The sequence below is a fragment of the Microbulbifer aestuariivivens genome, from assembly GCF_039545115.1.
GTDB classification, from domain to species: Bacteria; Pseudomonadota; Gammaproteobacteria; order Pseudomonadales; family Cellvibrionaceae; genus Microbulbifer; species Microbulbifer aestuariivivens.
Window position 1 is genome coordinate 30,089 of sequence record NZ_BAABRT010000016.1, and the last position, 25,244, is coordinate 55,332.

General features: G+C 62.8%; 19 protein-coding genes. 3 read left to right on the forward strand and 16 right to left on the reverse strand.

What is annotated here, in order from left to right:
- Nucleotide 1: 1 nt before the first annotated feature.
- The 10 genes from ABEA58_RS10370 to ABEA58_RS10415 are packed head-to-tail and all read right to left on the reverse strand — an operon-like array spanning nucleotide 2 to nucleotide 13,026.
- Nucleotides 2-988 carry a carbohydrate kinase family protein gene (locus tag ABEA58_RS10370; protein ID WP_345551240.1) on the reverse strand — a complete coding sequence of 329 codons (987 nt, stop codon included), beginning with the start codon at nucleotides 986-988 and terminating at the stop codon, nucleotides 2-4.
- On the reverse strand, nucleotides 988-2,193 hold the full coding sequence (locus ABEA58_RS10375) for a glycoside hydrolase family 10-like protein (protein WP_345551241.1): 1,206 nt from the start codon (nucleotides 2,191-2,193) through the stop codon (nucleotides 988-990). Before ABEA58_RS10375 ends, ABEA58_RS10370 begins: the two co-directional genes overlap by 1 nt.
- A 2-nt stretch (nucleotides 2,194-2,195) precedes the next feature.
- Entirely contained in the window at nucleotides 2,196-3,302 is a 1,107-nt protein-coding gene (locus tag ABEA58_RS10380) for an ABC transporter ATP-binding protein (RefSeq protein WP_345551242.1), read from the reverse strand.
- An 11-nt stretch (nucleotides 3,303-3,313) separates the two neighbouring features.
- Nucleotides 3,314-4,930, reverse strand: coding sequence for an FAD-dependent oxidoreductase (locus ABEA58_RS10385; RefSeq protein WP_345551244.1), 1,617 nt, complete (start codon nucleotides 4,928-4,930; stop codon nucleotides 3,314-3,316).
- Nucleotides 4,927-6,450, reverse strand: coding sequence for a DUF4127 family protein (locus tag ABEA58_RS10390; RefSeq protein ID WP_345551246.1), 1,524 nt, complete (start codon nucleotides 6,448-6,450; stop codon nucleotides 4,927-4,929). Before ABEA58_RS10390 ends, ABEA58_RS10385 begins: the two co-directional genes overlap by 4 nt.
- On the reverse strand, nucleotides 6,443-9,079 hold the full coding sequence (locus ABEA58_RS10395) for a glycoside hydrolase family 38 N-terminal domain-containing protein (protein ID WP_345551248.1): 2,637 nt from the start codon (nucleotides 9,077-9,079) through the stop codon (nucleotides 6,443-6,445). Before ABEA58_RS10395 ends, ABEA58_RS10390 begins: the two co-directional genes overlap by 8 nt.
- 3 nt (nucleotides 9,080-9,082) lie before the next feature.
- Complete coding sequence (locus tag ABEA58_RS10400) at nucleotides 9,083-9,910, reverse strand: carbohydrate ABC transporter permease (RefSeq protein WP_345551250.1); 828 nt, start codon at nucleotides 9,908-9,910, stop codon at nucleotides 9,083-9,085.
- The gene (locus ABEA58_RS10405; RefSeq protein ID WP_345551251.1) at nucleotides 9,907-10,770 is read right to left on the reverse strand and encodes a carbohydrate ABC transporter permease; all 864 of its coding nucleotides are present in this window, start codon (nucleotides 10,768-10,770) and stop codon (nucleotides 9,907-9,909) included. Before ABEA58_RS10405 ends, ABEA58_RS10400 begins: the two co-directional genes overlap by 4 nt.
- The gene (locus tag ABEA58_RS10410; RefSeq protein WP_345551253.1) at nucleotides 10,770-11,708 is read right to left on the reverse strand and encodes an ROK family protein; all 939 of its coding nucleotides are present in this window, start codon (nucleotides 11,706-11,708) and stop codon (nucleotides 10,770-10,772) included. Before ABEA58_RS10410 ends, ABEA58_RS10405 begins: the two co-directional genes overlap by 1 nt.
- Nucleotides 11,701-13,026, reverse strand: coding sequence for an ABC transporter substrate-binding protein (locus tag ABEA58_RS10415; protein ID WP_345551254.1), 1,326 nt, complete (start codon nucleotides 13,024-13,026; stop codon nucleotides 11,701-11,703). The genes ABEA58_RS10410 and ABEA58_RS10415 overlap by 8 nt, the downstream gene beginning before the upstream one ends.
- Nucleotides 13,027-13,182: 156 nt before the next feature.
- Here ABEA58_RS10415 and ABEA58_RS10420 point away from each other — a divergent pair, with 156 nt between their 5' ends.
- A complete protein-coding gene (locus tag ABEA58_RS10420; protein ID WP_345551256.1) occupies nucleotides 13,183-13,920 on the forward strand; it encodes a GntR family transcriptional regulator in 738 nt (245 codons plus the stop codon).
- Nucleotides 13,917-14,633, forward strand: a complete 717-nt coding sequence (locus ABEA58_RS10425; RefSeq protein ID WP_345551258.1) for an N-acetylmannosamine-6-phosphate 2-epimerase — start codon at nucleotides 13,917-13,919, stop codon at nucleotides 14,631-14,633. Before ABEA58_RS10420 ends, ABEA58_RS10425 begins: the two co-directional genes overlap by 4 nt.
- A 250-nt stretch (nucleotides 14,634-14,883) precedes the next feature.
- Here ABEA58_RS10425 and ABEA58_RS10430 read toward each other — a convergent pair whose 3' ends face one another.
- The 3 genes from ABEA58_RS10430 to ABEA58_RS10440 all read right to left on the reverse strand — a co-directional run bounded on the left by ABEA58_RS10430 (nucleotide 14,884) and on the right by ABEA58_RS10440 (nucleotide 20,282).
- Nucleotides 14,884-16,425, reverse strand: a complete 1,542-nt coding sequence (locus ABEA58_RS10430; RefSeq protein WP_345551260.1) for a DUF3370 family protein — start codon at nucleotides 16,423-16,425, stop codon at nucleotides 14,884-14,886.
- A 112-nt stretch (nucleotides 16,426-16,537) separates the two neighbouring features.
- Nucleotides 16,538-17,398: an aldose 1-epimerase family protein gene (locus tag ABEA58_RS10435; RefSeq protein WP_345551262.1), complete on the reverse strand. Its 861-nt coding sequence runs from the start codon at nucleotides 17,396-17,398 to the stop codon at nucleotides 16,538-16,540.
- Between the two features lie 166 nt (nucleotides 17,399-17,564).
- A complete protein-coding gene (locus ABEA58_RS10440) occupies nucleotides 17,565-20,282 on the reverse strand; it encodes a TonB-dependent receptor (RefSeq protein WP_345551264.1) in 2,718 nt (905 codons plus the stop codon).
- A gap of 1,102 nt (nucleotides 20,283-21,384) precedes the next feature.
- Here ABEA58_RS10440 and ABEA58_RS10445 point away from each other — a divergent pair.
- Entirely contained in the window at nucleotides 21,385-22,281 is an 897-nt protein-coding gene (locus ABEA58_RS10445) for a carbon-nitrogen hydrolase family protein (RefSeq protein ID WP_345551266.1), read from the forward strand.
- A 111-nt stretch (nucleotides 22,282-22,392) separates the two neighbouring features.
- Here the strand turns inward: ABEA58_RS10445 and ABEA58_RS10450 are convergent, their stop codons facing one another.
- Genes ABEA58_RS10450 through hppD form a run of 3 tightly spaced genes read right to left on the reverse strand, consistent with a single transcriptional unit; the run spans nucleotide 22,393 to nucleotide 25,087 of the window.
- The gene (locus ABEA58_RS10450; protein WP_345551268.1) at nucleotides 22,393-23,400 is read right to left on the reverse strand and encodes a fumarylacetoacetate hydrolase family protein; all 1,008 of its coding nucleotides are present in this window, start codon (nucleotides 23,398-23,400) and stop codon (nucleotides 22,393-22,395) included.
- Nucleotides 23,401-23,430: 30 nt separating this feature from the next.
- Nucleotides 23,431-23,979 (reverse strand): VOC family protein, encoded by a 549-nt coding sequence (locus ABEA58_RS10455; RefSeq protein WP_345551270.1) that lies wholly within the window; start codon nucleotides 23,977-23,979, stop codon nucleotides 23,431-23,433.
- Between the two features lies 1 nt (nucleotide 23,980).
- A complete protein-coding gene (gene hppD / locus ABEA58_RS10460; RefSeq protein WP_345551272.1) occupies nucleotides 23,981-25,087 on the reverse strand; it encodes a 4-hydroxyphenylpyruvate dioxygenase in 1,107 nt (368 codons plus the stop codon).
- Nucleotides 25,088-25,244: the final 157 nt, after the last annotated feature.

Consider the following 25,244-nt stretch of genomic DNA (forward strand, 5'->3'; position numbering starts at 1 on the left):
ATCAACTCCTGTGTGTAAACATGGCCGCGAGGGATTCCTGGCTGGGCAGGGACGGGAAAGCGCCCGGCAGGGACGCGGCGTGGGCACCGCAGCGGCAGGCAAATGCCAGCGCCTCGGCAAAGCCGCTGCCATCGAGCCACTGGCCCAGTGTGTCTGCGGCCACCTGTTGACGGCCCAGCTGATAGATAAAGCCGCCGATAAAGGCATCGCCGGCGGCGGTGGCGTCCACGGTGGTCACCGGCGGTGGCGTCACGCTGCCCTGACCGCCGCGGCTGTGCCAGCGCAATGGACGACCGCCATCGGTGATCAGCAGCAGCTGCGCGCTGCGCAGCAGTTCGCGCTGGTAATCCGAGCGGCCGGCGCTGAGATAATCGAATTCCTCCGCGCTCATCTTGAGCACGTCCGCCATGGCGGCGACGGTCTGCACCCGCTGCCGGTCCGCCCTGCCCCCGGCCCAGAGGTTGTGGCGCAGGTTCACGTCGAAACTCACCAGCCAGCCCGCCGCGCGCGCGCGCTCGATGGCGTAGCCCGTCGTGCCGGCGATCTCGGCCTCGGTCAGGCTGTTGGAGCAGAGGTGCAGAATGCCGCTTCCGGCGAAGGTGTCGGGGTGGAAGTCCATGCGGGTAAAACACAGGTCCGCCGCCGGCGGGCGGTAAAACTCGAAACTGCGCTCGCCCTGCGCATCCAGCGAGACAAAGGCGAGGCCGGTTTTGGCGGCAGCGGTAAAGCGCACGTAATCCGTATGCACGCCCTCGCGCTGCAGCGATTGCAGCAGGAAGCGACCGAACATGTCCTCCCCCAGCATGCCGGCGAAATAGGCATCGCCGCCGAGCTTGGCCACCGCCACGGCGGCATTGGCGGGCGCGCCGCCGGGGAATTTCTGGAACTGCTCTATAGCTCCGCCGGCGCTGCCATTTTGATTGCCGCAACTGCCGTCAGCGCTTGAGAGCATGTCCACCAGCGCCTCGCCAAAGCAAACCACTTTCATCACGGTGCAGCCTTTGTCTTGGTCAGCTCGGGAAAGCGCACCGGCTGGGCGCGATAGGATGCGCGGATGGCATCGGCAAAGGGCGCCAGCCCCTCGTAAAAAAAGAACACCTCGCCCAGCAGTCCGGCACGGCGGTTGGCGGCCAGCATCCCGCTGAACATCGCCTGGCTCGGTAGCTGATCGCCGACACGGATCAGCACTCCGGGGGCAAACTTTTGCCGCTCGGTCTCGGGCACCAGCGCCAGGGTCTGCTGCAACGTGGCTTCATAGGCAGCGAGATCGTGACGGTAGGCCTGTGGAATCAACAGGTCCACATGTCCGGCCTGCAGCCACGCCGGCCAGTCCTGCAGATATTCGCGCTTCGACCAGGGGTAAATGGAGGGTGAAAAGGACACGATCAGGTCCGGACGCACGGCTTTGACCTGCCGGTAAAGGCTGCCTGCATAGTCATTGAGAATGTTCGCCCGCCAGTCGACCCAGCCCGGCTCCTGGCTGTCCTGCGGCGGCTTTGCGCCATTGTGCTCGCGCTGGTAGCGGGCCACCACACCCGGGTTATAGCCTCCTTCAGATGGCATGGCCGGCAGGCGGTCGTCGCCCTGGATACCGTCCACGTCATAGCGGCTGGCCACTTCCAGCACCAGCGAGGTCATAAAGTCCTGCACCTCGCTGTCGAGGGCATTGAGCCAGTCGAAGCCGTTCTTGGTGACCAGCTCACCGCGGCTGTTGAGCGCCTTCCAGTGCGGCTTCAGCTCGCCGATGCGGCCGCCGGCCGCATTGTGGGAAGAGGCAAAACCAAACTCGAACCAGGCGATCACCTTGATGCCCTGTGCGTGTGCCGCGTCGATGACTTCCTGCAGAGGATCGCGGCCGCCGCCCTGCGGGTCCAGCGCCGGGTCCATGGCCACGCCGGTGAAATTCTCCATGACCTGCGACGGATAGAGGGTCTGCCCCTTGTTCCAGGTGACCACGAAGATGGTGTTGAGGCCCAGCTCTTTACACAGCGCCACGGCGCGCTCGATCCCCTCGCGGCTGTAGAGCACATCGCTGGCCACATTGGTGAGCCAGACCCCGCGCACCGCCTGCGGCAGCTGATCCCGCGGTGACGCCGCCGCTGATTCGGCGGCGGCGATACTGCCGGCAAAAGTCAGCCCTACAAAGGCCAGCCATAGAGTGAGTATCCGGTGCACAGCGTCTATCCTTTTCATCCTCAGTGCGCCTCCGCTACCGGTTTGTCCGCCGAGATACGCTTGTCGTTGCCGTCGAACAGGAACAGCTGTGACGACTGCAGCCGCAGGCCCACCGTTGTGCCGGCGCGGGGCAGGCCGGCACCGTGATGCTCGACGCAGAGTTCCTGCCCCGCCAGATCGCAGTAGAGATAACTGGTGGCGCCGAGCCGCTCCACGGTTTTCACCGTCGCCCGCAGCGGGCTGTCATCGGCGAGATCGATATGCTCCGGACGCACGCCGAGGATGAGGCTTTCGGGGCTGGAGGGCATGGCGGTACACGGGATGGTGAAATCCGCCGCGCCGCCGTCACCGGCGAGGGTGACGGTCACCTGTTCGCCGCAACTTTGCCCGAGGCCTGTGCGCAGGAAGTTCATTTTCGGCGAGCCGATAAAACCGGCCACAAACCGGTTGGCCGGATTGGCGTACAGCGCCATCGGCGCGCCCACCTGTTCAATGCGGCCATCCCGCAGCACCACGATGCGATCCGCCAGCGTCATCGCCTCGGTCTGGTCGTGGGTGACATAAATCATGGTGGCGTCGAGGCGCCGGTGCAGGTCGGCGATTTCCGCGCGCATTTTCACCCGCAATTCCGCATCCAGATTCGACAGCGGCTCGTCGAACAAAAACACATCCGGTTCCTGCACCAATGCCCGGCCGATGGCGACCCGCTGGCACTGACCGCCGGACAACTCCCCGGGTTTGCGCTGCAGATAGGGCTGCAACTGCAGAATTTCGCTGGCGCGCTGCACCCGGCGCTGGATCTCGTCCTTGTCCACCCTGCGCATGCGCATGCCGAAACTAAGATTCTGTTCCGCCGTCATATGCGGGTAGAGGGCGTAGGACTGGAACACCATGGCGATTCTGCGCTGGCTCGGCGGCAGGTCGGTGACTTCGCGGCGGGCGATGTGGATGCTGCCCTCGGTGACGGTTTCCAGCCCGGCGATCATGCGCAACAGGGTGGACTTGCCGCAGCCGGAGGGGCCCACGAAAACCACGAACTCCCCCGGCTGAATCTGCAGGTCGATGCCGTGGATGGTCTGTGTTTTGCCAAAGGTTTTCTTGATGGAGGCCAGCTGTAAATCTGCCATTGACTCTTTCCTCAACCGTTCGCGGTTTCTGTGATGGCCAGTGTTTGCGGCCAGTGCAGCGGTATGCCGCTGTCGCCGAGCTGTTGCTGCAGCGCCACGACTTCTGTGGGGTCTTGATACAGGTCTGCCGGTGTCAGCCCGCGCTCCAGGCACTGCGCCGCCAGCTGGCCGGCCACCTCGCCCACCAGCCACTCGATGGGGTGCACCCGCGTAGCCGCATTGACCAGGTGGGTAACGCTGATGTTCTTGCAGGCCGGCAGCAGGTTGTCGGCATCCGCCGGAATAAAAATCCCCAGCGGCAGTTCAAACGGCCGCACCGTGGCATTGCTGCCCATGCCGGAGGTGCAGGTGGGGTGAATATCCATGTTGTAGAGGCCGATGCCGACGCTGCGCTCGCAGCCGGCCGGCTGCCAGGCTGCATCCCCAAGCAGTTCAATATCGCCCTGACTGAGGGTGTCGAGGCCGACGATGCGGCGCGACTCGCGCACATAAACCTGCTGGGCGAAACCGTCATCGCTGCCGAGCAGGTCGGTGGCCAGCGCCAGCTCGGGGAAACCCTGCCCGGTCTCGCCGATCCAGCTGCGCGGCGCCTCGTGCTGCAGCCAGTACACCAGGCAACGGGTCTGCTGTTTGGCCGCGGCGATCACTTCGTCCATCGAGCGCCCGGCGCCGTCCAGCAGCGGGTGCAGGGCGTAGTCGTTCTGCGCCCAGTTGATCAGGCTCGCGTCGGCGCGCGCATCGCGCCAGTTGTGCGCGGCGACCACGCGCCGGTAGCGCCACAAATCCAGGGTCTGGCCATCGCCGAACAGCGGCAGCACCACCGAGGAAAAACCCTCGTGGCCGGGAATGTGTTCGCTGAACAGCGGGTAGTCGTAATGGGGCAAGCGGTAGCTGCGCCAGAATTCGTAGCCCTCGGGCCTGGCCAGCAGGTGCGCCGGGTCCGGCTCGGTTTTGCGCAGGGCGACGACAAAGGTCACCGGTTGCTGATCGGTGATATCCGCCTGTTGTGGCGCCTGGCGTTCATTGAAGGCACTGCGGGATTCCTTGCCCAGGCGGTAGGGCAGGTCCGCCTGCGCCAGCAGTTCGCCGGTGTCGGTGGCATCGAGAAAATAGCCGGCGCGGATCTCTCTTACTTCTTCACCTGTTCCGCCATTCCCTGCATCGCCATTCCCTGCCACCAACGTCACAGACTGAATGCGGCGGCCATCGCGGCGGGTTTCCAGCGGGCGCACGCCCTCGATCAGCTGCAGCAGGCCACTGGCGAGAAAAGGCTGCAGCAGGTCGCGCAGGTAGCGCTCGGCCACGGCGGGTTCGAAGCACAGGCGGCTCACCCAGCCGTCGCCGGGATTACAGCCCTCGGTCATGACGCTGTTGTCGATAAACTGCGGCTGCGCCAGATAGTGGGCGCGCACGGCGTCGCGAAAGCGGTAGTAGCTGGCACTGGCGCCAAAAGATTCGATATAGCGGTGCTCGTCCGGCGGCACCCCCTGGCTGGTGAGCTGGCCGCCGATCCAGTCGAATTCGCTGGTGAGCACTGTGGGAATTCCGCGGCAACACAGCTGGTAGGCGGCGAGCACGCCGCCGAGGCTGGCGCCGATCACCGCCGCGCGGGTTTCAATCACGCTCACAGGGCACCCCCGGCGCTGTCGCCAACCAGCGAAGTGCGGAGGCCGATCTCGAAGCTGCGCTGCCAGGGCAGGTAGATATCTTCCAGCTCTATTTCCGCCAGCTGCTGTTGCCGCAGCCACTGCCGGGCGCGCTGCAGATACAGTGCCTTCAGGCTCTGCAGCAGGGTTTGCGGGTCGGTTTGCTTTTCCACATGCTGGCGGCGCAGCGCCTGGCGCACTTCGGCCTGGTACAGGTAATCGTCCAGCAGGCGGATGGCGAGCAGGTGGCGGTTGTGCGCGCTGTGGACTGTATCGGCCGAGTTGCCGCTGTTGGCGCCAAGCGCCAGACACACCTGCGCCACCAGGCTGCCGATACTGTTGCTGGCGGTGTTCCAGGCGGCGTAGGCCAGCAGCCGCGACAGTTCGATGGGCAGTCCCGCCAGCAGTTGTGGGTCGCCGCCGTTGGCGTAGGCCAGGTCCAGCAGCGCGACGGGTTTGTTGATCGCCGCCAGTTGCGACAGCCAGCGCTCATCGAGCGCCTCCGGGTCCGGCAATGGCGCCTGCATGGCCCAGTCGCCCTGGGCGCTACCGCGGCTGTGCACCGCGATCACCGCATCGGCGGAGTCGATATCTTCCACCAGCACCGCGCCGGCGGCGGCGATCTGGCTGCGGATGGATTCCAATAGCGGCCGGTCCTCGTAGCGGGCCACCAGCCCGGCGATGCTGTGCGGCTGATGCAGGCTCAGGGCCAGGCGCACCGGTGCCGCCGCGCCGAGACCCTGCAGCTGGTGCGCCAGCAAGGTGTAAATCACCTCGTCGGCGCCCGGGTAAATCAGCACGCGGTCATCGAGGCCGTGGCTGGCCACCCGCGCCTGCAGGCGGCGCCGCTCGGCAATATTGAAACCGTATTCGGCGGTGTCGTCCTGGGGCAGGATCAGGCGGTCGATGACCCCGTCCGCCACCAGCTTCAGCACCTGTTCGGTGACGGTAAAGTTGCGCGCGCGGGTATCCAGGTAATCCCGGCGGATGTCCTCCGGGATCAGCGCCTTGGCCATGCTGGCCCACTTCTGGTCTTCCTCTTCGCCGAGGCATTCGAAACGGTCGCTGTGATAGGACCAGCGCCAGATCAGCTCGCCGTACTCGGACCAGTAGAGTTTTTCCTCTTCGTTTTCATTGTTGTTGGACAGGCGCATGGTGGCGCAGAAGCCGTAGATGGGCTTGTCCGGGTAGCGCGTGCGCAACTCCCGCAACAGTTGCAGGCGTTCGATCAGCGCGGCGGCGCCATCGTCGATAAAACGCGACGGCACCAGCCCGCCGTAGACGAGCATATCCACGGAAAAAATAAATCCGTCCGCCTGCGGCGCCTGCTCGCGCAGCCAGCGCGCCAGCGCGTTGCGGTCTGCCGGTTCGCGGAAATAACCCAGCTCACTGACGGCCGGGCACAGCACCTCACAGCCGGCAATGCGACCGAGCAGTTGCACCTGCTCGCGGGTCACCGGGCGACCATCCACCGGCAGGGCGATAATATTGCGTTCAGTCATCGATCCGGCCTCCCGCCGCTACATCTTGTTGAAACCCCACGGGAATGCGGAAAGTGGCGATCTGCCGTGGCGCCACTGTGCTGTCAGCGCTGATGGCGGCACCGGCGAGGTCCGTGCGCACGACGCCGTCGCGGTCGAAATCCGCCCTTACCGGCTGATCGCTGGGATTCCACAGCCGCACTTCGATGCCGGTACCGCGGCGGCGCACGCTGGAAACCTGCAGAGCCCCGCAGTGCAACTGCAGCGTCTGCGGTTCCCGCGCACAGCGGCCGCGCAGCTTCTGTACCGGCCTGCGGAAGTTGGCGGCGCTGTTGAGCAGCGTCACCGCCTCCGGATCGCACAGGTTCAGGGCAAACTCGTAGTCGTACTCACCCAGGCACTGGGCAGCGGGGGTTTGCATATCCGGCCCGGCGCCGAGACCGCGGGTTTTGAGGTCGCGCCGCGACAGCCAGCCGACACTGCGCAGCAGCGTGATGGCCAGCAGGTCCTCGCTGCCGGCGTCGATCACTTCCGCTTCCTGCAGCCCGCGGTGCACAAAACCGGCGCGGCCGGCTTTAATCGCGGAATAAGTGGGCAGCACCGCCACCGCGGTTTCCTGCTGCCCCTCCACCGGCGCCGAGGAGCGATAGACGGTATCCCGCCGCACCCAGTCGAAGGCGGAATCGGCGGCGCTTGCCGGCGCTTTTTCCTGCAGCGGGATATGCAGGCGCAGGCGCTGGTCGCGGGCGCGGTTGTGCCAGTGCAGCTGGCAGAGGGCCATGGGCTCGTCCGGCAGCAGGCGGATACTGAGCACACCGCTGCTTGCCACCGTTTCGCCCTCGCGCAGCTGGCGCTCTGCATCCAGGCCGGCGGGCTGACGCAGGCACAAATCCAACTGCAGTTCACTGATGCCGCCACCGTACCGCTGCACCCGCGCTGCGCTGATGGCCGCCCGATAGCGGGCGTCCCCCAGCGGGGAGAAGTTATAGCTGTCGCCTGCATCCACTTCGCTGACCAGCGCCAGCACGTCCCGGTAGATGCGCCCGTCGCGCTTGTTCTGCCACAGCAGGCGCTGCTCGCCGTCCACGCCGATGCGATAAAAATCGTTTTCGATTTCCACGCTGTCGGCGCTGGGGGCTTTGCGCGCTTGCCTGCCCTGCGCTGCCGGTTTTGCTCCACCCTCGCGCTGTGCGCGGCAGGCGAGTATCTGCAGTCCATCCAGTTGCGTACGAATGGCGACGGTGTAGCGCTGTCCCTGAACAAAATCCGGGAAGTCGTCGGTGGGGGAGTGGAATTCGCTCGCGTCCTCGCGCTTCAGCACCACCGCGTCCAGTGCGCCGCCGTCGACGCGCTCGACCACCAGCCCGTCGTTACTGTCGTTACTGTCGCCACTGTCGCCGTTGCCGGCGAGGAAAATTTCCACCGTGCTCCAGCCCGAGAAAGCCTTGGGGGAGGGATTGAACAGGCTGAAGTCACTGTCGTCGGCGAAGGGGCTGGGGCGGCCCTCCTCGCGATGCAGGGCCAGCCGCTCGTTGACCATGCCCAGCGCCGCCTGAGCCCCTTGCGCCAGCACCGCGAGACGCTGCTGCAACTGGCGGAAACGCACTTCCATTTCCTCGTGCACCGCGTCCACACTGCAGCCGCAAATCGAGTCGTGCGCGTGCTGCTCGATCAGCAGCTTCCAGGTCTGCTGCAGATAATTGGCCGGGTACTGCTGCGGGTCACTGACCGCCAGCAGCGGTTCCACCAGGCCGTTGAGGCGGTCTTCGATCAGCTGGTTGGCCTGCTTCAGATACACCCGCGTGGACAGCACATCGGGCAGCACGAAAGCGCGCTGGTTGCCGCGCAATTCGCCGCTGATCTCTGCGGTCCGGTCGGCGGTGTTTTGCCGCAGGCGCGCGATATGTTCGGCCAGAGTGGTCTGCCGCAGCCGGTAGCGCGACTGAGCACTGTTGAACGACTCCATGCGCGACTGCAGGGATTCGCTGGTCAGCAGGTGGTCGCCGCCCTGGGTCAGCAGCAGTTCGCCGTCACTGCGCGTGGCGATCTTGTCCAGGTAGCTGGTCAGGTTGGCCTGCCAGTCGGCGGTGTTGAACGGGTGCTGGTAATAACCCTCGGTCAGAAACACGGTAAACACCGCGCTGCCGTCCGCCGCGCGCCACTGCACTTCCGCCCGCTCGGCGTCGATTCCGCGCCAGGCCACGGCATTGTCGATGCCGAAGCCGCGCAGCAGTTGCGGCATCTGCGAAATATGCCCGAAGGTATCCGGCAGATAGCCCACCTTCTGGCAGTTGCCGTGGGCGCTGGCCCGCGCCGTACCCAGCTCCAGGTTGCGCACCAGCGATTCGCCGCTGCATAAAAACTCGTCCGCCATGATGTACCAGGGGCCGATAATGATTCGCCCCTCGGCCACATAGGCGCGCACCTTGCGCGCCAGTTGCGGCTCCGCCTCCTGGTAAAAATCATCGATGGCCGATACCTGGCCGTCGAACAGAAAATAGTGCAGCTCGCCGCACTCCAGCTGCCCGACCACCTGCTCCATCACCACCAGCAGGCGGCCGAGGAATGTCTGGTGGGGGAAGTACCACTCCCGGTCCCAGTGCGTCTGCACTACGACGGCCACATCTCTGGTCAATGCTTGCTGATCCACTGGTTACCCCTTGACCGCACCGCGCATGGCGCCTTCGATAAAATATTTCTGGCTGAATATGAACACCACCAGAATCGGAATAATGGAAAAAATGGCCCCGGCCGCCACCAGCCGCCAGTCCATGGAGAAGGTGTTGGCGAGGCGGTTGACGCCCAGCGGCAGGGTGTAATATCCGGGGTCGTCGAGAATGATCAGCGGCCACAGGAAATCCCCCCACACCGCGATAAAACTGAACACCGCCAGCGTGGCCAGCGACGGTTTCACCAGCGGCAGCATCACGTGCCACCAGATCTTCAGGCGGTTCACCCCCTCGATCATGGCGGATTCCTCCAGCGCGCGGGGAATGCCGAGAAACGCCTGGCGCATCAGGAAAACCCCGAAGGCGGTGCAGGCGTGTGGCAGCACCAGGCCCAGATAACTGTTCTGCAGGCCCAGGTTGATGGCGATGTTGTAAACCGGAATCATCAGCAGCTGGAACGGAATCATCATTGAGCTGAGCAGCACGATAAAAATCAGGTTCTTGCCCTTGAACTCCATGCGCGCGAGCGGGTAGGCGGCCAGTGAAGCGAGCAGCAGGTTGGCGGCAACTGACAATACCGCCACCAGCGCGCTGTTTTTCAGGTAGAGCAGAAACGGCTGCGTGGCCAGTACGCGGGAAAAATTTTCCAGCGTCGGCGATTCCGGCAGCAGCGCCGGCGGGTACTGGAAAATATTTTCGCTGCCGGATTTCAGCGCCGTGGACAGCAGCCACAGGAAGGGGCCCATGGTCAGGAGTGCCACAGCCAGCAGAGCGGCATAGCGCCCGACAATGGCAAGGGGTGTGCTTCTCATCGGTCTTTCCTCAGTACCAGCAGGTTGATCAGTGACAGGCACAGGGTCAGCAGGAACAGCACCACCCCCGCCGCCGAGGCATAACCCATTTCAAACTCCTCGAACGCGCTCTGATAGATGAAATACACCAGCGTCTTGGTGGCATCCAGCGGGCCGCCCTGGGTCATCACATACACTTCCTCGAACACTTTCATGGCGGCGATCGAGGACATCACCGCGACCACGGCGATGGAGGGTTTGAGCAGCGGAATGGTGATATACAGGGTCTGCCGCCACTTGGAGATGCCCTCCACTTCGGCGGCCTCGTACAGATGTTTTGGAATCGACTGCAGCCCCGCGAGATAGATCACCATGTAGTAGCCGAGACCGGTCCAGATGGTGACCGCCATCACCGAAAACAGCGCGTTGGCCGGATCGGTGAGGAAGGCCACCGGGTTATCGGTGATGCCGCTGGCGGTAAGGAAATAATTGAGAATGCCCTGCTCCTCGTACACCCACTTCCAGATCAGCCCGGTCACCACCAGCGAGGTGATCACCGGCAGATAAAAAATCGCGCGGAACACTTTCACCCCCGCCAGGGATTTATTCACCAGCAGGGCGAGAAAGATCGGCGCGATTACCAGAAACGGCACCACCACCAGCAGATACAGCAGGGTGTTCTTGAGGCTGTTCCAGAAAAACGGATCGCGGGACAGCTTTTCATAATTGGCCAGCCCCACGAAGCGGGATTCGGTGATCATGTTGTAATCGGTGAGACTGGCGGCGATGGCGTGCAGCATCGGGTACAGCACAAAGGCACCGATAATCGAACAGGCGGGCACCAGAAACAGGTAGGGGACCAGGCTGAACTTTCTTTCCATCAACCTTCTCCGAGTTGTTGCCAGATAAGCTGGGCGGCACCCTGGGTACCGGCATCGTTAGCGAGTGCGGCGGGCCGCAAGGGGAGGTTGCACTGGCGCGCGGCGAGGGCGGCTTGCAAAGCCGGCCACCAGTGCGCGCGGGCTTCCGTCAGGCCACCGCCCAGCACCACCGCGGCCGGGTCCAGTGTCCAGTAAATGTTTTCCAGCACCATGGCCAGCAGGGCGGCGAATTGATCCCGCGCCGCGGCGGCGTGGCTATCGCCTTCCGCCAGCGCCTGCAGTACCTCGTGGCCATTTTCGAACTGCTCCTGCCCACACAGGTGGTTGGCGATATTGGCCAGACCGGTGCCGGATACCAGCGCGTCCAGCGGCGTCATCAGCCCCGGGGTCCAGGGGTCCGGGACGCGGCTGCGGCCAAAATGCCCGGCCACGAACTGCCGACCCGCCCGCAGGCGCCCGTCTTCGGCGATGGCGCCACCGAGGCCGGTACCGAGCGTGAGCATCACCACCATGCCGCGGCGCAGGTCCGCGTCCGCTGCAAGCTCGCCCGACTTACACAATTCACCTAACAGCGCCGCTTTTACATCGTTCTCCACCGCCACCGGCAGGCCAAACGCCTCGCGCAAAAGCGCCGCCAGCGGCGTGCCGCGCCACTGCGGAATGGCGTCGGTGGCATCGGCAATCACCCCGCGGCCCGCATCCACCACACCGGCGGTGGAAATGCCGATGCCGGCGGCGGCGAGGCCCTGCGCCTCGGCCCAGGCAGCCGCCTGTTGCAGCGCCGCGCACAGCGAGTGCACCACCGCGTCGCGGCCGGCACTCACATCAGTAGGCCGCTGCAGGGCAAACAGGCAGCGGTTGTCGCGCCCGAACACGCCGGCGCGAATCTTGGTGCCGCCCAGATCGGCGGCCAGCACGCAGTTGTGCCGCTCAGTCATGATCATTCCCCAGGAACAGCTGCCAGGTCTGTGCGGTTTCCGCCAGGGCCTCATCCACCGGTGCGCGCCCCACCATGGCGGACTGCAGGTTGAAGACGAAACTGGTTCTCAACTTGCTGTAGTTGGGCAGCGGTGTTACCAGCACCTGGCCCTGCAGCACCTGCTGTGCGGAGATCTGCCGCGCGCGCTGGAACAGCGAGGGTTCGCTGCCGAGGCGTTCGGCCTGGTCATCGCGGTAACCGCCATCGGCATAACCGCCGGCGGTGGACGGCAGCAACGGAATGCGCCGCGCCAGCGCCATCTGGTTTTCGTTATTGGTGACAAAGTGCGCGAAGCGGAAGGCGGCCTCTTTATGGGCGGAGCGCTTCGGTACCGCCAGGTTCATGACCGCCACGTTGTAGGCGCTGCTATCGGCTTTCAGCTGCGGGGCCACACTCACCTTGCGGAAAAGATCCGGCGCGTTGATGCGGATGGTTTCGAGAAACTGCATGCCGGTGGTGATCAGGGCCACCTCGCCGGACTGGAACAGCTCCACCGCCTTGTGATGCCCTTCGGTCAGCACATTGCGCGGCACCAGCTCCTGCTGGTAGAGGTCGCGGTAGAAATTGAAATAGGCGCTGCCGATGGCGTTGTCGAAGCCCACGCGGCTGCCGTCGCCGGCCACCAGCTCACCGCCCATCGCCACCAGGCCTTCCAGCGGGCGGCTGCCATCCATGGCCGGGAAATAGGCGTATTTGCCCAGCTCGCTCTTGATGCGCCGCGCCGCCACGAGCAGCCCGCGGTAATCCCGCGGCACTTCCGCGCCGGCGGCCTGCAGCAGCTCGCGGTTGTAGATGGTGATGGCGGTGGACAGGTACCAGGGAATCGCAAAGGTCTCGCCACGGAAGCGGTTCGCCGTCCAGATATTGGGCAGGTACTGGGCGACCTCGCCTTCACTCAGGTAGTGCTCGGGATTGGCCAGCGCGCCGTACTGGGCCAGCTTGGCGGAAAACTGCGGGTTGAGGTTCACCACATCCGGCGCCGTGCCCGCCGCCACCGAGGCGAGCATTTTCTTTTCCATTTCTTTCCACGGCACATCCACCCACTTGACGCGGATATCCGGGTTTTGCCGCTCGAACTCGGCGATCACCCCGTTCACGTAATCATCGTGAAAGGGAGACAGTTGCATGGTCCAGAACTGGATCTGGGTCGCCGCGCTGGCCGCGCCGGCGGTCAACAGCGGCGCGATCAGGGTGATCAGCTTTAACGGCTTCGACAGGAGAGCCTTCAGCCATGCAGACTGAAAAGCCCTCAACCGCGTCGAAAGGAAAGTCTTCATTATTCTGTTTCCGGCTGGCTTCCGGTTGATGTTGGCACGACTTTAAACAAATTATTTTCCCCTAGCAAACCATTTGGTATGGTCTTGAAAAAATTGGAATGATATTATGCGACCAAATTGTGGTATTGGTCGTTTATCGCCCGCTGGAGCCCACCTATGGCCATGACGCGCAAACAACAGAAACTGCACCAACAGCTGCTCGAGCTGATCGAACAACAGGCACCGGGGACCAGACTCCCCGGTGAGCGCGAGTTGAGTGAGCGCATGGAGGTGTCCCGCGATACCCTGCGCCGCGCGCTCAAGCACCTCGAAGAGCTGCAGCGCATCGAGATTCGCCAGGGTGCCGGTATCTTCGTGCTGGCCACACCACTGGCCAACCAGCTCAAGCTGATGTCTTTCAGTGAGGAGATGCACCAGTTGGGGCTCAAGCCCTCCAACAGGCTGCTGTTTAATGATGTGGTGCAGGCGGACGTCAAGCTGGCCAGCAAGATGAACCTGGCACCGGGCGCCGAACTGTTTCTGGTGCGGCGCCTGCGTCTCGCCAACGATGCGCCGGTGGCCATAGAAAGGGTCTACCTGCCCAAGGCCATTTTTCCCGATCTGGCAATCCACCAACTCAGCAACGGTTCCCTCTACGAACTGCTGCACGAGCAGTATGAAATCGTTGTCGATCAGGCCAGACAGCAGATCAGCGCAACGGTGGTCAACGAAGAAGAGGCAGCGCAGTTGCAGATTCCCCCGTTCAGCCCCGCATTGATCGCCGAGCGCACCGTCTACGATGAACAGGGCCGCATTATCGAGCTGGCCAAAAGTCTCTATCGCGCCGACCGCTATCGCTTCAACGTGCTGGTGCAGCGCAACGGCACCCGCCTGGCAACGGCGTACGAATCATGAGCGGCGACAAAAAATTATCCATCGCCGAGATCGACCGCCAACTGGCCTGCGGGCTGATCGTCTCCTGCCAGCCCGTCGACAACGGTCCCCTGGATGACGATGAGATCGTTGTCTGCTTTGCCCGCGCCGCCCTCGCCGGTGGCGCCGACGGCCTGCGCATCGAAGGCGCCAGACGGGTGGCCAAGGTGCGCGCGGCACTGCCACAGGCACTGATCATCGGCATCGTCAAACGCGACCTGCACGATAGCCCCGTGCGCATCACCCCCCTGCAAACCGATGTCAGCGCACTGGCCGAGGCCGGCGCCGACATCATCGCCGTGGACGCCACGCGCCGCCCCCGCCCCGCTGCAGTGCGCGCGCTGATCGACGAAATCCATCGCCACAGCAAACTGGCCATGGCCGACTGCAGCTGTTTCGAGGATGCCGCACAGGCACACGGTTGCGGTGCGGAAATCGTCGGCACGACTCTTTCCGGCTATACCGGCGGCGAGGTGCCCGAGCGCCCGGACTTCGCCCTGCTGGAAAAAATGGTGGCGGCATTCCCCCGGGTCATGGCCGAAGGCCGCTTCAATACCCCCGCCGACAGCGCCCGCGCGCGGGAACTGGGGGCCTGGGCGGTCACCGTCGGCACCGCCATTACCCGCACCGAGCTGGTCACCCAATGGTTTGCCGAAGCGCTCAAAGTGCACGGCAAGGACAGCGCTCCCGCCTGACCCAATCGCCAGTTCCAATTCGGCCGTTCCAACCCGCGCCGCAGTGAGCGGTCGCGTCGGCGCCTTAGCCCGCGCTGTTCAAAGCCGCTATAACCCACAACAAAAAGGCCGCTCACCAGGCTAGTGAGCGGCCTTTTGTCTTTATTGATCTCTATATCGGCCTTTATATTGACCTCTATCGGTGCGCATAAAGGACCTGCGATTCACAAGGCCCACAGCGCTGACGCCAGCGCTGCGCGCCCAGCCGGCTTCAGTTCACTTCCACAATCAGTTGCTGGTTGGTGGTGATCAGGCCCGGCACATACAGCTCAAGGTTGATGGTTTGCGCACCACTGGCAGGCAGGGTGTAACTGGCCAGTGTCTGCGCGGGCTTCTGCGGCGTGACATAAATGTTTTTCAGCTGTCCGTTCAGCAGCGCGGGACTGTTCCAGGTAAACGAGGGCCCGCTGCCGGTGAGATTGGAAGCAAAGGTAAAGGTGGCCGTGCGCGCCACGCTGGCCGGATTTCTGAGATGCAGGGTCACCTTGTAGTGATGCCCGTAATTGCCGTGGGTGCGATCGGAGGAATCCCCCAGATGCATTAGCGCCGCGGAAGTCTGGTCCTGCAGGTAGGTGTAGATTTTATTGGTGGTATTGAAATTAAAAGCGATATGCCCGGGGCCCTGGGGCAGCTCCACCACCTGCACGGCACTGATGCCTGAGCCCTGATAGATACCCGCCTCACGACCAAATTTGTCCACGTCCGGTCGGGCAATATAGCCCGGCGCCCGACCGCTTTGCGACAGGTTGATGGCATCGTTGCTGTCGCCGGTGCTGGTGGCCACGGTATACAGATAAACCCCCTGATCGGTGCACAGCTCGTAGCGTCCATCGATCATGCTGCTGAGGGGAACACGCACCAGCTCGGTGGCGCTCAGGGGCGGGATGCTGCTATTGAAAGTGCTGCGCGGCGTGTCGAACAGCCAGTCATAGGCCACCTGATAATTCAGCCCGCCGCCGATGCCTACCAGGGGTTCTTCGCTGTTGTTGTACATGGAGCCGCTGCCGGTCAGGGTCACACTGCTGCTGTTGGGGTTTGACGCCAGCAGGTGCACATACTTGGCCGAACCGGAATTGTTGATGTGGAACAGATAAACGTCGAAGCAGCCGCTCAGGGGCGTGGCTGCGCCGCCTCTCTGCGCATCTGCGCGGCTGTTCTGCATTAACCAGCCATCACCGTCCACCGTCTCCGGGTTGTTGCTCTTCCAGATTTTGCGCTGATCGATCTCCAGCGCCAATGGCTGCAGCAGGGTCGGATCGACAATATCCCCGGACAGGGAGCCAGTCTGCCAGTCCGAAGCGCTGGTACAGGGCTGGTCACTGATAATCACCGTGCGCCAGAGGCCGTTCCAGCTCACATCGGCGCCGGTGGCCTGGGCGATAAAGGCCACAGGCACCATGGTGCGATTGTAGGGCGTGGCGATAAATGGCGCGGCATCGAGAGTGACGGCAACGCCATCGACGTAAGCCGTGGTACTGCCGATCCACAGTTCAATCGTGGTGCCATCTTTGCTGCCGGTGACTTTCTGGGTGGCGCCGTCCCACTGCAGGCCGATGCCCATAGCCGCGAAAATCCCGTTGAGCTCGACGAAGGTACGCCCTTCGACAATCAGCGGCGGCACATCGAAGCTCAGGCTGCTGCAATTGTAATTCACCGCGACCGGCTGCTGAGTGGCGAGAATGGCATCCGCATCGCGGCTGGTCACCTGCGCCACGCTGGGCAGGCTCCCCCAGGCCAGAAGAAGTGTGAGCATTATTTTTTTCATTATGGATTCCTCATCGGGACCTTTTTGGTTTTTTTGATTTTTTTACCAAGCCCGGCGGCCGCTGGCTGGGCTGGGCTGGGCTGTGAAATTTTCTAACTGGTTATACACAGACCTGATAGTGCATCTGGAAACAATCGCGTTCAGACAGGGTGATAAAGCCCGGCTTGGCACTGATCTCCAGTGGCGCATCGCGGCTGTCGTCGGTGGTGAGCCAGGGCTCAACACACAGATAGGGCGCGTTGGGTTTCGCCCACAGACCCAGATGCGGCGCGCCGCCGGTATCGAAGGTCAATAACCGCTCGCCGGCGGCGTAAAGCGACAGCCTGCGCGAACGCAGATTGCGCAGAATAATTGCGTCTTCGGCGAAGGTGTCAGCCCGCAGCATAAGCCTCCGCTCTGCCAGGCATAGCGGCTCCGCATCTCCCAGCAGTCCGTCGCGAATGCGGTGGCAAACCCCCTCTTCTTCCCGATCAAAATGCAGCTGCGCCGCTGCCTCGCCCATGCTTGCGGCGGGCAGCGCGAATGCCGGATGTGAGCCGAGGGAAAAGATCAGCGGCTCAGCGGCCGGGTTTGTCACTGCATAGTCGATGCGGATGGTGTTTTCGATCAGCTCAAAGCGCACGCGCAAATCAAATGCGAAGGGATAGACCGCGCGGGTGGCGGCAGTGTCCGACAAACGCAGGGTGACGGCGCTCGGCGAACGGGACTCGATGGAAAAATCCCTCGCGGCGGCGAAGCCGTGTATCGGCAAGTCATAAAACTGCCCGCGGTAGCGGAAACCGCTCTCGCGCAATCGCCCAACCGCCGGGAATAGAATCGGCGCTGTGCCCGACCAGACCGCGGGATCTCCCCGCCACAGCAATTCCCGCTGGCGCACAGTGTCGTTGAGGCTGCACAGTTCGGCACCGCGCAGACGAATGCGGGCGCTCAAATGCGGATTGGCGATGGAAATGGTTGGCATCGAAGTTTGAAACCCCGTTTGCTCACAAACCGGTCTCAATGCTGCTTGAAGTTGTGGGCAGGTCAGTGCCGGTTGATGAAAAAGATGGGCTGAAAAAAAGGGGGCAAATGCCCCCCAGCGAGGAAGCCTGAGGCCCGTAAACAGGCCTCAGTGAGAGAACAACAGATCAGTCCAGCTGATAGGTCACACCCAGCACAAAGCGGGTGTCGTTCTCGTACAGGGACGCCAGCTGGCTCTTCTCGATGTGGTACTGACGGATTTTCTCTCCGGTCAGGTTCACGCCTTCGAAGTTGACGGTGATCTGGTCGGTCACGTCGTAGTTCGCGGAGAAATCCACCTGTCCGTAGTCGTCAGTCCAGTACTCATTGCCATAGAAATGGACATTGTCGAGATAGGAGGAGCGGAAGTTATAGGACAGCCGCGCACTGAACTTCTCGCTCTCGTAGAAGGGCGCGATGTTGAACATGTGCTCGGAGTTACCCATCACCACGCCGGAGCCGGGCTTGTTGAGCGGATCACGCTTTTCGGAACTCTGCGCGTCGGTGTAGGTGTAGTTGGTCACCACGCCGAAATCGCCGAAGGTCTGCTGGTAGCTCAACTCCAGACCCTGAACTTCCGCACCGAGTCCGTTCTGCAGCTGGGTGAACTCGACATCGATATTGGAATCGGTCATCGGGTCGTAGCGTTGCTCGATGCTCTTGGTCGCGGTCAGGTTGTTGCTGATGTCCTTGAAGAAGTAGGTGGCGGACACATAGGACGCATCGCCGAAATACCACTCGTAGGCGAAGTCATACTGGTTGGCCACAGTGGGGTCCAGCTGCGGGTTGCCGCGGGTGCCACTGCCGGTGAGGGTCGAGTAGCTCTCCTGAAAGGCGATGTCGTTGAAGGTCTGACGGGCCATGGTGCGGCTGGCGGAGAAGCGCAGCTTCATGTCTTCGTTCAGCATGAACGACAGGTTCAGGTTCGGCAGCAGGTTCCAGTAGTCGTGGTCGACGGTTTCCCACTGCAGGTTGTATTCCTTGTCAGCGGTATCGAGGTTTGTATCGTAGCCGCCCACCAGCTGCCCGGCGACAAAGACATCATCGCCGTTCTGCCAGGAGTAACCACTGGAGGCCAGGTCGGTGTACACCAGTCGCACACCCAGATCACCGGAGATGCGCTCTTGCAGATCGAACTCGGCTTTCACGTAGGCCGCGGAAATCTTCTCGTTCATCTCCCAGGTCTGGGCCAGCACCGGCACCCGCGCACCGGTAAACGGCGCGGTTGGATCGAAGCGCTTATAGGCCTCCGCCACATTAAATACCGGATAGCCGTCGATCACGTCGCCGCCGGCGGTCAAACCGCCAAGGGTGGTTTGCTCGCCGTTCCACTCGGTGAACCAGCGGCTTTCACCGTCCTTGATCTCGCCCAGCTCGTCGTACTGGTCATCGCGCCACCAGTGGAAGGAGGTCAGGTACTGCTCCTGGCCTTTGGTGCGGTCGCGCAGGAAGATACCGGTTTTCAGGTTGCGGAATACCTCGCCGTCGAAGCGGAACTCCACATCGACACCGCCGTAGGTTTCCTCGTCCTCATAGAGGGTGCCGATCTCGTTGAACCAGGCCAGGGCGCGCTGGTCGCGCTCTTCCGCGGATTCCTGGCGGTCGGGCTCGATATACAGGCCCAGGTTCAGGTTCTCATCGAAGGTCACGTGATCCATGTAGTTGCGCATCAGCATATAGCGCTGGCGCGGGGTGCCGCCGTCCGAGGCGCTGTGGCCGAGGCGGCCGCTGACTTTGTAAGCGTCGGTGTCGTAGTCGAGGGTGAAGTCGTAGGAGCTGGTCTCCATGGAGGAGTCGCGACCGAACCACTGGGTATGTGCTTCCGGGCCGTTACCGAGGCTGTCATCTTCTTTGACACTGGGGATGGCCTGGCCGGCCACCACACCGCCGTCCACTACCTTGGCACTGTCGACGTCGAACATACGATCGCCGCCGTCATTGAAGGTGGCCAGATAGGAGTAGTTCTGGTTGTTGGCGTCGAGTGAGGTATTGAGGATATTGAGGGTCGATTCCAGATTCTCGGTGGGCCGCCACTGCAGCGACGCCAGCGCCGTTTCGCGCTTGCGGTCCTGTACGAAGATCGCGTGGTTGACGGTCTTCGGGTACCAGACCTTGCCATCCGCGGCATCCCCCTCCACGCCGGGGATTTCTGTGCGCGCATAACCCAGAGTCTCGCGGCCCAGGCGCGTGAGGGAGCGCTCCTGCTGCGTCAGCGAGATCAGGGCGCCGAAGGTCTCGTCGTCATTTTTCCAGGAATACAGGCCGGTCAGCTGCGGATCCACCTCACCGGAGATATCCGAGTACTGGGCCTCGCTTTTCAGGGACAGGGTGTTGGCCTTGAGGTCCAGCGGCTTGCGCGTCTTCAGGTACACGGTGCCGCCCAGAGAGCCCTCCTGGATATCCGCCTGCGGGGATTTGTACACCTCAAGAGAGGAGACCACATTGGAGGGCAGGATCGAATAGTTGAAGGCCCGTGTGGCGCGATAAAGGGTAAACCAGTCCACGGAGGTGACAGAGGCACCGTTCAGCAGCACGCGGTTCTGGCTCGGGTCGGTACCGCGCACGGCCACCTTCTCCCCTTCACCGAAATCCCGCGTAACGGCAACACCGGTGATGCGGGAGAGGGACTCCGCCACGTTCTTATCCGGGAACTTGCCGATATCTTCAGCGGTAATGGCGTCGACGATGGAGCTGTTGTTCAGCTTGCTGTTGACGCTGCTCTGCAGGCTGCCGCGGATGCCGGTTACGGTGATCTCTTCCAGAGAGGCGCCCTGTTCGCCTTTGTCGTTACTCTGGGCAAACGCCAGCGGGCTGCCCGCAATCGCCAAAGAGATACAGGCCGACAATATTGTTCGTTTACTGGTTGGAATGGTCACGGTTCTTCTCCCATTGCAGCTGAAGCTGTTGTTATTCATTAGTCCTAGCCAACTCTTTTGTACCATCGGTATTACCAAGACCTCATAAAAATACCAATTGGTCTGACTCAAGAGTGCCACAATTTTCGCGGAATTCAACCGGGTTTTTAGCCCCCTCACCGCTGGGATTCGTCCAATTATCCCCCCCGCTGAATTGCCACAGTGCCCACCCAGCCTGCACGACACTTTAATTCACTGAAATATATAGTTTTTTTATGACTTCACCCGACAAGAATAAGGGTTATCCACTGGTCTAAAAAAATCTGCAACGGCTTGTCCGCTATCAACCAGAATCCGGGGCCTTTAGGACAGTTTCGACACACTGGACCGAGTTTGCACATAAAACAAACCGTTATCCGGGAGTTTTGGTGGGCCAGATCCACTTGCCGCCCCATTAAAAGCGGGTTGCTGGTGGGGTTTGGCCGTTGCCGCCAACAGGCGGCGCAGCTGATAACAGGATCAGACGGTTATTTTCATACCAACTGACCTGCCCTAGGCGATGCGACCTGCGCGCCAAACCTGCTTGCGAGCCCTTTCTCGAACCCCTCTTGCGATCCGCACGGGAATAACCCCCGTGGGAATAAACCCAGAGGAAGACAACCCGGGGAGGACAACGGGATGCGCAAGCCGACTCAACACACCCCTGAATGCTTCCGTAACAGCGCGCAGATAAAGCCAACAGAGGCAACAAACATCAGGCAAAGATACGGCGGTGGCAGAGAGATACGGCCAGCGAGAGCGGGTAGAAAGCGGATAGAAAGCGGATAGAAAGCGGGTAGAAAGCGGGTAGAAAGCGGGTAAGGAGAGCCCAAAGAGAAGCCAAACCTCCAGCCCGTCAGGAATAACCCCTGCAGTGCAGCCGGTGGCCAAATTGTGGGGCCGGTTGCCGCCCTGTATGCTGGCTGGCAACATTCTCCGCCCCATCGCCACCGCCTTCGCCGGCGCCCGGATTGGGCGCTATCCCTCTGTAGCCAGGCAAAGTTCTGCGGTCGGGAAATCTTGAGAGGGCAGCGCATATGCAAGAGACACACTCGTGAAAGATATTGTTGTCAGCGCCATACAGATGGTCAGCGGCGATTCCGTCGCGCACAACCTTGCCCGCGCCAGGGCGCTGCTGCAGCAGGCGGCCGCCGGCGGCGCGCAGCTGGCGCTGCTGCCGGAAAACTTTGCCCACCTGTCGGGGCGGGGCAGTTATGCGGTGGCCGAGACTTTTGCCGGGATCGATGACGCAGGCTCAGAAGGCTCCGGTGGTATACGCGTCGGCGAAAACCGGGCCAGCGCCGAGCAGCAGCCAATCCAGCATGCGCTGCAGCGCTGGGCGGCGGAGCTGGGAATCTGGCTGGTGGCGGGCTCGGTGGCGCTGCGCGAGCGCGCCGACGGCTCAGCGACCGAGGGCTCGCGCAGCCGCTCCGCCTGCCTGGTCTACGACGACCGCGGCAGGCTGCGGGCCCGCTACGACAAGATCCACCTTTTTGATGTGGAGGTGGACGATGCCGCGGGCCGCTACCGGGAATCCGCCAGCATCGAAGCCGGCAATGCCATCCGGGTGGCCTCCACCCCCTGGGGCGATCTCGGCCTCAGTATCTGTTTCGATCTGCGCTTTCCCGAGCTCTACCGGGCGCTGGCCATGGCCGGTGCGGAAATGCTGGTGGCGCCCTCCGCCTTTACCCACACCACCGGGCAGGCGCACTGGATGACGCTGCTGCGCGCCCGCGCCATCGAGAACGGCTGTTTTGTGATCGCCGCCAATCAGGGCGGCCAGCACTCGCCCAACCGGCGCACCTGGGGACACTCAGCGATTATCGATCCCTGGGGCCAGGTCCTCGCCGAAGCGGACGAGGGCGAGGCGGTGGTGACGGCCAAACTGGAGGCGGAGACCCTCGCCAGAATACGGCGGCAGATGCCGCTGCTCTCCATGCGCAGGCTGTAAGCCTGCTCCCAGCGCAACGGCATGCCCGGCACAATTGCGAAGAAACCGCACAAATAACAAAGGCCACCCAACCGGGTGGCCTTTGGCATTGCCGGCGGTTTTCAGGTTTTTTCAGGCTTTTTCCACCACCTGCTCGATACGCCCGAAGATGGAGCGGCCCTGATCGTCGAACATCTCGATGGCGATGCGATCGCCGAAATCCATAAACGGCGTGCTCGGCGCGCCAGTGCGGATGGTTTCGATCATGCGGATCTCGGCGATGCAGCTGTAGCCCACGCCGCCCTCCGCCACCGGTTTGCCGGGGCCACCGTCGAGCTGATTGGACACGGTGCCGGAGCCGATGATGCTGCCGGCGCCCAGCGGGCGGGTTTTGGCCGCGTGCGCCACCAGCTGGCCGAAATTAAAAGTCATGTCCACGCCGGCGTCGGGGCGGCCGAAAATCCTGCCGTTCAGTTCCGACACCAGCGGCCGGTGCAGCTTGCCCTGTTGCCACTGATCCCCCAGCTGTTGCGGCGTCACGCACACCGGTGAAAAGGCACTGGAGGGCTTGGACTGGTAAAAGCCGAAGCCCTTGGCCAGCTCGCCGGGGATCAGGCCACGCAGGGACACGTCGTTCACCAGCATCACCAGCTTGATATGGCCGAGGGCCTGCTCCGGCGTCACCCCCATGGGCACGTCGTCGGTGATCACGGCGATTTCCGCCTCGAAGTCGATGCCGAAGCCCTCGCTCTGCGGCATGGTGATCGGCGCGCGCGGGGCCAGAAAGGTATCGGAACCGCCCTGGTACATCAGCGGGTCGCTCCAGAAGCTCTCCGGCATTTCGGCATTGCGCGCCCTGCGCACCAGCTGCACATGGTTCACATAAGCGCTGCCATCCGCCCAGTGATAGGCGCGCGGCAGAGGCGAGTGGCAGCGGTGTTGGTCAAACGGCTCGCCCTCGACTTCAGCGCGGTTCAGTTGTCCCTGTAACGCCTCCAGCCTGTCTGAGACCGCCGCCCAGTTGTCGAGGGCGCTCTGCAGGGTCGGGGCGATGGCGGCCGCGGAGGCCATGCGGGTCAGGTCATCGCTGACCACCACCAGTTGGCCGTCGCGGCCGGATTTCAGGCTGGCTAACTTCACGCTGCCCTCCTCTTGCGTTCAGTCGGTGAATTAAGGGTCCAGGGGTTTGAAGTCGGCGTCGCCGTGCATCCACGCCGCGTGGCGCGGCGCTTGTTTGGTGCGCGACCACTCATCCAGCATCTCTTCCGCCACGCGCTTCAATTCTGCGTGCATGCCAGGCCTGGCGGTGTTGGCGGCCAGCTCGATGCGGTGGCCGTTGGGATCGAAAAAATAAATCGACTGGAAGATGGTGTGGTCGACGGGGCCGAGCACATCGATACCCGCGTCTTCGAGTTTGCGCTGCATGGCGATGAGTTCGTCCACGCTTTCCACTTCCAGGGCGATATGCTGCACCCACTCCGGCGTGTTCTGGTCGCGGCCCATGGGCGGCGAGTTGGGCAACTCGAAGAAGGCCAGTACGTTGCCCTGCCCGGCGTCGAGAAAGATATGCATATAGGGGTCCGGCGCGCCGGTGGAGGGCACCCGGTCTTCGGCGATGGCCAGCTGGAACTCCATGCCGAGCAGGTCGCGGTAGAACTGCACCGTCTCGCGGGCGTCGCGGCAGCGGTAGGCCACATGGTGAATGCGCTGGATGCCCATTTCAGGCCTCCGGCTTGTTTGCGGATTTTTTATTCTTGTCAGCGATCACACCGCGCTGCAGCTGGTCCCGCTCGATGGACTCGAACAGCGCCTTGAAGTTGCCCTCGCCGAACCCCTCATCCTGCTTGCGCTGAATAAATTCAAAAAACACCGGGCCGAGCATATTGGCGGAAAAGATCTGCAGCAGCAGGCGCGGCTGGCCGCCCTCGGTGGTGCCGTCCAGCAACAGGCCGCGTTTTTGCAGCTCGGCGGTGGGTTCACCGTGTCCGGGCAGGCGCTCTGCCAGCATGTCGTAATAGGTCGCCGGGGGCGGGGTCATAAACTCCATGCCGCGGGCCTTGAGCCGGTCCCAGCAGGCGATCAGGTCGTCACAGGCCAGGGCGATATGCTGGATGCCCTCGCCGTTGTATTTCATCAGGAACTCTTCGATCTGCCCGCCTCCCCCGGCCGCCTCTTCATTCAGGGGGATGCGGATCTTGCCGTCCGGCGCGGTCATGGCCTTGGACAGCAGGCCGGTGTACTCGCCCTTGATATCGAAGTAGCGGATCTCGCGGAAATTGAACAGGCGCTCGTAGTAATTGGCCCAGTACTCCATGCGCCCGCGGTAGACGTTGTGGGTCAGGTGATCGAGGGTATGGAAGCCGCAGCCCTGCGGATGGCGGTCGACGCCGTCGAGCCACTCGAAGTCGATATCGTAAATGGCGCTGCCGTCCTCATAGCGGTCGATCAGGTATAGGGTCGCGCCGCCGATGCCCTTGATGGCGGGCAGGCGCAGCTCCATCGGTCCGGTGTGCACTTCCACCGGCTGCGCGCCCTTTCTCAGGGCCTCCGCATAAGCGAAGCCGGCGTCGCGCACCCGGAAGGCCAGGCCGCAGGCGGAGGGACCGTGCTCCTGGGCGTAGTAGTCGGCGTGGCTCTTGGGCTCGTAATTGGTGATGAAGTTGATATTCCCCTGGCGCCACAGCTCGACATCTTTGGAGCGGTGGCGGGCCACGCGGGTAAAGCCCATGGCGTCGAAGACGTTTTCCAGGATGCCCTTCTGCGGCGCGGTGAACTCCACGAACTCAAAGCCCTTCAGCCCCATCGGGTTTTCAAACAGGTCCGCCATCGGTGCCTCTCTCTTGCGTTGGGTTCTATCGCACTGGGTTCTATTGCATTGCGTTCTATGCCGCTGCTATGTATCGCCCTGCCGCCAATACCGCTGCATTCAAGCGCGGCGCTCGCTCGGTTGCCTCAGTTGCAGTGCGTTCTGCTGGCTGCCGCAG